The sequence below is a fragment of the Paenibacillus xerothermodurans genome (assembly GCF_002220865.2).
Lineage (GTDB): Bacteria > Bacillota > Bacilli > Paenibacillales > NBRC-103111 > Paenibacillus_S > Paenibacillus_S xerothermodurans.
In genome coordinates, this window is sequence record NZ_NHRJ02000019.1 from 61,890 (window position 1) to 68,391 (window position 6,502).

The window sequence follows — 6,502 nt, forward strand, 5'->3', positions numbered from 1 at the left end:
AACCTATCTAAAAAGAGCCTGCCCGGCTGGGCAAGCTCCACCATTTTCTTATTTATCTGGCCGGTTCGATAAGGCCATATTTACCATCATTTCGTTTATATACCACATTTACCTGTTCCGTGTCCATGTTTGAAAATACGAAGAAGTTGTGACCTACCATATTCATCTGCAGGATGGCTTCATCGATATCCATCGGTTTCAGTGTAAAACGCTTCGTTCTCACCAGTTCATATACGTCATCTTCGTCTTCTACATTGAGTTCAGCGGAGGCATCCACCTTCCAAGTATCCCGAATGACCGCATTCTGCCGTATTTTCCGGTACAGTTTGGTCTTATGCTTCCGAATTTGCCTTTCAAGTTTGTCAATAACCAAATCAATCGATGCGTACATATCAGTATGTTTCTCTTCGGCCCGCAGCATAACGCCCGTTAACGGGATCGTCACCTCAACGGTTTGCATGCCTTTCAGCACGCTTAATGTTACATACACTTCAGAAGTAGGGGGAGTTTCAAAGTACTTATCCAGCTTACTCAGCTTTTTCTCAACATAGTCTTTCAGTGCATCGGTTACCTCGATATTCTCACCACGAATGTTGAATTTCACTGTACTTCTCCTCCTTTCGTATCTCTAGTATACTATATTCCCGAACCTCCTTCAAAACTCCTTTACATTTCCAAAACAATTTTTCAGAATTTTCTGTCGAGCATGTGATGTGGGAGTTGGTCGCACTGCTGCATCTTCAGATTGAGATGCCGGAGCTGCGTTTACACGCTCGCAATGAAAAAAGCACCCAGGGTGTCCCAGGTGCTCAGCCGCTAATAGTAATCGATAACCCATCTATACCAAGCAGGCACTAATACGCCGATTAATTACAACTTAGTTACGTTTGCTGCTTGAGGTCCGCGAGCGCCCTCCACGATGTCAAACTCTACGGATTGACCTTCGTCCAGCGTCTTGAAGCCCTCGGTTTGGATCGCAGAGAAATGAACAAATACATCTCCACCGTCTTCGCGCTCAATGAAACCGTATCCTTTTTCCGCGTTAAACCATTTCACTTTACCCTGCATACAACACATTCCCTTCATTATCAAATAAAATTAACCCTGTGGATACAATTCCACAATTCGAATATAGCATTCCCGATTTAGCGCTGTCAATTATATCCACAGGTGTTAGGCAAATATTTAGAAAATTCAAGTACTAACATACCGTTAATAAATTATTCACATTAAAAAACCGCGGTGCTTTGCGGTTTTTCGACACTTTTTTCTAAAGTTATACACAAAGTTGTCCACATTGTCCACAGGGGCATGCAAACTAAAAAGACCCTTGACGTGAACAAGAGTCTGTCGTTCGTATTATTTTTTTCGGTCGAAGAACACACTATCGGGGGTGTAGGCAGCTTCATAGGCTCCTCTTTGGACGCGCCCTTGATTCATTTTGTTCATCCCAGCCTGGGCTTCTTCCTTTAATTGGGCCATACGTGCGATGATGAGTTCGTCCCAGCGGAGTATCTTGTCCACACGGGGCTTCAATAGTGCCCGCTCCCCCGGTGAGCTGTTTGCCGCGTTAATGCTGTGGATAAGCTCATCTCGTTGCTGCACGAATCCTGCGAGATCATCCGCAGACGCCGTGGATAAGTGGACGGTGAGCGCCGCGGTCATTGATTCTAACTGAGCGACGAGATCATCCAAGCTGTGCATTGGCGTTGTTTCCCGCTTTCGCAGCTTCCATCCAAGTTTCTTTCAACTGAATCAGATACCCCAACACTTCCTCGGCCGGTTCGGTCTTCTTCTGAATGTTGGCTTCAATCAAGCGGAAATTGAAGTATTCATACAGCTTGAGCAGCGGTTCGGCGATGGAAGCTTGTCTATCTAATGTAATGGCGAACTCAGAAATAATATCTTGCGTCTTAGTTAGATTCTTATTAGCGTCCTCATAATTACGCTGTTCGATCGCCGCGATAGCCTGCTTGCAAAAACGGATCGCCCCATCGCACAGTATAATAAGCAGTTGCGCAGGAGTGGCAGTCTGAACGGTTGTTTCTAAGTATTTATTGCGCTGCATTTGTAGCATGCCGTGTTCCTCCAGTGATACGTTTTATAATATTATTGTTGAAAATACCCTGATAAGCTAACGGACTGTTCGTTAAACCTCTGAATAGCTTGTTCCATTGCGGTAAACTGACGATAGTACCGATTTTCCATTTCCGTTAGGCGTCTGTTGCCTTCATAAATACGATCACTAAGCTGCTTCATTTGTTTACCTAAGACAGTTTCTTCATCAAGAGAAACAGATGAAAATCCCGTCTTTTTCTTGATTTGTTCAAGGGGAGCTTTCAGGTCTGCATAAATTCTTTCCGCGATACCCATATCCGAGCGATCATCTGCCGTACCATTGGCCGTGAACAAGTCCACCACTGCTTGTGGTTCCTCAGCCAGAGCTTTTCGCAGCTTAGTCTCATCCAAATACAATTTGCCTTTTTCCGTATAGGTGCCGGTCGTAATACCAATAGATGAAAGAGTATCATACAATGTCGACCCATTATCCACTTTTGAAGCGATAGCTAACCGCATGTTGCTGATCAAAGAGGTGAACACAGACTCGTTTTTTAGCAGACCGCTTTTGGCCTTCTCTTCCCACTTTTCTATTTCTTTCTCTTCCATAGCTGCTTTTTGTTCTGCCGTGAGCGGTGCAAAATCACGGAAGCGTTCCTCACTCACTTTGTCTTGCAGTGATTTAAGAATGTTATTGTAATCCGATACAAACGTTTTGATGGATTCGACAATCTTATCGGTGTCTCGGGAGACGGTGATCGTCGAGCTAACGAAGCTACTCGCTGTTGCGGTGGCTGGATTCGCGGGAGGTGGGCCGTTATATGGGCTGACAGCTTTCAGCGTGATGTCAATACCGTTAACCCTGAATGTGTTACTTTTCTGTGTGGTAAGCAGATCGTTGATATATACCTTGGCGTCAGTTGCGGCCTTAAAATTAGGCGTACCATCCGGAGTAGTGCCTTCAGCCATTTTCATTGTGCTTGTCAGAAAGTCGCCACTCACCATGATTTTGTCTCCCGTACCTGGTTGCGTCGCAGTCCCACCATTTACTGCACCAGTCTCTTTCGCCATGAAAGATAACTTTTTAGCCGAAGCATCGTAAAACGCGGTGACATTGGTTTGCTTGTTAATCTTCTCGATCAGTGTGCTCATGGTATCGGTCGCCGTCAGCTCCAACGACTTACCGTTAATCGTCAAAGTTTGGGGGACCGTACCGAACTGCGCTGCTAAGGTGCGAGCGTCTACCGCAACCTCCTCTGAGCTATGCAAACTTGCTGCCGTCGCCAAACTCTGCACCTTTACGACCAAGTTACCTGGAATGGCATCTCCCGTCGGTTTCGCACTCACCGCATCGGCGTTGCCAGAAACGTCCGCTTTAGATGCAGTGAGCGTACTTTCCTGTTTGAAATTGTAAAGTTTCGAATTGCGGAAATCATAGATCTTGGTGTTCAAATCAAGGTAGGCCTGCCGTTGCCATTCCACCGTTTGTTTCTGCTGGTTTAATCGATCCACTTTAGTGCGTTGTCCTAGCAGCATCGATTTTACCAAATTATCGATATCCATCCCCGACGCCAATCCTACTATCCGTTGAACCATTCGTTTACTCCCCCTATTTTGCCGCTCGACATATTATCTTCTCTCATCCACCAGTATACCAGCCATTTTCCAAATGCTTGCAACAAAGTCCAGTGTTTTCTCCGGAGGGACCTCACGAATCAACTTGCCTGTGTCGCGTTCAAGAACTTTCACCATCACTTGTTTAGTCTGCTCATGTATAGAGAACTCTAGAGCCGTGGCGGGACCTTGCAGTGCCTTCAGCGCCTTTTCTATGGCTTTAATGAGTTGCTCATCGCCTGCGACGATTCTTTCACCCTGAAGAAATAGCTGCTTGAGTTGATCTGTGGTATGGACTGATTGCACCATGGCAGCATCTACCGATCCAGGCTCCACGGCGGTGTCTGCTTTGGCCTTTCTCGTTATGTCATCCGATCCTGACCTCTCAAATGAAGAAAATTGGTTGCCTCCGATTGAAGAAAGATCCATTGAAATTCCTCCATGCGCATATGTGTTATGATATATATCGGAAGACTCGGGGTAATCTGTTAGGTGTATGTCGAAAAAGCGGCAAAAAAGAGCGAGATCTGTATTCTTAATGTTCCTCCTTTTGTTGTCATGTGCTGCGCACGTAGCCTATGTGTTCACCCCTTAGCAACGCCGTGTGCAACTAGCAGTAAAATGAGTTCTATCGCATTGGCTACCCGTGAATGAGTGAACATAGCAAAAAACCCTAGAATGCTCTAGGGCCTTCGTGTGTGAAATTATGGAATCTACCCGTTAGAATTAACGAAGAAGCTGAAGTACGCCTTGCGGCTGTTGGTTAGCTTGAGCCAACATAGCTTGTGCAGCTTGAGCAAGGATAGAGTTTTTAGTTTGTTCCATCATTTCTTTAGCCATGTCTACGTCACGGACACGGGATTCAGCAGCTGTCAGGTTTTCTGACGATGTGCCTAGGTTATTGATTGTGTGCTCTAACCGGTTTTGGGTAGCACCCAGCTTAGAACGCTCCGCAGACACGGTTTCAATCGCATTGTTGATTGTAGTAATAGCTGTGTCAGCTACAGTTTGGGAAGAAATGTCGATACCAAGTGCGCCTTTCTGCCCGTTTGCTAAAGCAGCAGCAGCTTCAAACAGAAGAGGTCCCGAGCCATCACCAGCATAGTAGCCTGCAGGCGTTGGCGGTAGCGTACCATCACCAGCAGGGTCTGGATCAGCTTGTACCCATGTTGCCACAACATTTGAACCATCTTCCCCAATTAATGTACCTGTCGCGCTATCTGACGTATAAGCAGTACCTACTTGTAGAGCGTCCGAGCGCATATCGCTGACAGTGATGGAAAGGTTTTGGCCTGCGTTAGCACCGATGTGGAAGGTACCAGAGAAGTTACCGTCCAACAACTTCTTAGTGTTGAACTCAGTGTTGTTACCGATCCGAGTGATTTCAGAAGCAAGTTGGTTTACTTCTTTTTGTAGTTCTTTGCGGTCAGTATCAGTATTCGTATCGTTCGCAGATTGAACCGCCAGTTCACGCATACGCTGCAAGATGGAGTGAGTTTCGTTCAAAGCACCCTCGGTAGTTTGAATCAAAGAAATACCGTCTTGAGCGTTACGAGATGCTTGGTCCAAACCACGGATTTGTCCACGCATTTTTTCGGAGATTGCTAGACCAGCGGCATCGTCACCTGCACGGTTGATGCGAAGACCCGAGGACAATTTCTCCATCGATTTACCTTGCGCGCCATTTGCGCTTGTCAGTTGGCGATGTGTGTTCAATGCAGCAATGTTGTGATTAATTCTCATGATATATACTTCCTCCCTGAAGTTGGTTGAATCCACATCCGTGTGGATTGATAGTGTCGGATGAGAGGCCTTTCAGGTCGGCCGCCCTGGCTCTCCCAACCTTCTAATGTATATATCGAATCGTGTCAGAGGAAAGTTAATAGTCCATAAGAAAATTATTTTTCTTTTTTCTTTATCAGTGCTTTTAATTGGTCAGGTTTCACCGCACTTTTTGATGCTTCCTCGTTGGATTGCTTCAGTAAATCATAAAGCTCCTTGCGATATATCTGCATGTGCTTGGGGGCCTTGATGCCTACGCGAACGACGTCCTTTTCCACGCTGACAACAACCAGTTCCACCTGATCACCTATCATAATGGATTCTCCTAATTTTCTCGATAGCACCAACATCGCACTCGCTCCTTATCTTCCGCTGCAGATTGCTGAATTAATTCGGATAGCAAATGACGAGCAGCGTAACTCGAATCATGCAGTATTACCTGTTTGCCAATGCGTTGCTTGGAATTGATAATAATAGGGGCTAACAAATTAACAGTGGCCGCTTCCAGTGTATCCTTAATTGCTAAAATACACCAAACCTCTACTTCTGTAGGATCACTGATCTGCAGGTCGGTCTGTGTCTCTTGGTCAATTTCTATGTCGTATGCGGAAAAAACAACAAACGGGTTCACTACAACAAAATGTATTCGTTCCTCATCCACCGACTGTAAATAAGCGAATGGCAGCCCGGGTTCAATTGGCAAAATGGTGAAGCTTCGATACTCGCCAAAACCGGGGATCCCTTCCGGGAACGCAATGATTTGATCTTCGGCAACTTCAATTTCACCCAAGCTTGTCGTATTTAATTTGATCATGTGTAGCGCTCCTAACTGAGTAAAATATGTTCGACAAAAAAATTAAAAGCTATAGATCATTACACTCTATAGCTTCATGCTTAGCTATATAAGTTGAACTAATGAATTCGCTAGAATTGAGTTAGAACCTAACACAAAGCCGATCTATGATCGACCACCGAGATTTCATAATTTCGTCCATAAATTGCTGAACATTGTTACGGATTTCGGCCACCGTGTGGTAGAACACATTGT

General features: G+C 45.4%; 9 protein-coding genes. All 9 read right to left on the reverse strand.

What is annotated here, in order from left to right; genetic code table 11:
- Window positions 1-52: 52 nt before the first annotated feature.
- Entirely contained in the window at window positions 53-604 is a 552-nt protein-coding gene (hpf, locus tag CBW46_RS19535; protein WP_089201640.1) for a ribosome hibernation-promoting factor, HPF/YfiA family, read from the reverse strand.
- Between the two features lie 266 nt (window positions 605-870).
- Window positions 871-1,068 (reverse strand): cold shock domain-containing protein, encoded by a 198-nt coding sequence (locus tag CBW46_RS19540; protein WP_089201641.1) that lies wholly within the window; start codon window positions 1,066-1,068, stop codon window positions 871-873.
- Window positions 1,069-1,359: 291 nt separating this feature from the next.
- Entirely contained in the window at window positions 1,360-1,704 is a 345-nt protein-coding gene (locus CBW46_RS19545) for a flagellar protein FliT (protein WP_089201642.1), read from the reverse strand.
- A complete protein-coding gene (fliS, locus tag CBW46_RS19550; RefSeq protein ID WP_089201643.1) occupies window positions 1,688-2,077 on the reverse strand; it encodes a flagellar export chaperone FliS in 390 nt (129 codons plus the stop codon). The genes CBW46_RS19545 and fliS overlap by 17 nt, the downstream gene beginning before the upstream one ends.
- Before the next feature lie 32 nt (window positions 2,078-2,109).
- Window positions 2,110-3,654 (reverse strand): flagellar filament capping protein FliD, encoded by a 1,545-nt coding sequence (gene fliD, locus CBW46_RS19555; protein WP_089201644.1) that lies wholly within the window; start codon window positions 3,652-3,654, stop codon window positions 2,110-2,112.
- A 33-nt stretch (window positions 3,655-3,687) separates the two neighbouring features.
- Window positions 3,688-4,101 (reverse strand): flagellar protein FlaG, encoded by a 414-nt coding sequence (locus CBW46_RS19560; protein WP_243633409.1) that lies wholly within the window; start codon window positions 4,099-4,101, stop codon window positions 3,688-3,690.
- Window positions 4,102-4,398: 297 nt separating this feature from the next.
- Window positions 4,399-5,415, reverse strand: a complete 1,017-nt coding sequence (locus CBW46_RS19565; protein WP_089201645.1) for a flagellin N-terminal helical domain-containing protein — start codon at window positions 5,413-5,415, stop codon at window positions 4,399-4,401.
- A gap of 155 nt (window positions 5,416-5,570) precedes the next feature.
- Window positions 5,571-5,768: a carbon storage regulator gene (locus CBW46_RS19570; RefSeq protein WP_243633410.1), complete on the reverse strand. Its 198-nt coding sequence runs from the start codon at window positions 5,766-5,768 to the stop codon at window positions 5,571-5,573.
- A gap of 11 nt (window positions 5,769-5,779) precedes the next feature.
- Window positions 5,780-6,268, reverse strand: coding sequence for a flagellar assembly protein FliW (gene fliW / locus CBW46_RS19575; protein ID WP_089201647.1), 489 nt, complete (start codon window positions 6,266-6,268; stop codon window positions 5,780-5,782).
- Between the last annotated feature and the right edge of the window lie 234 nt (window positions 6,269-6,502).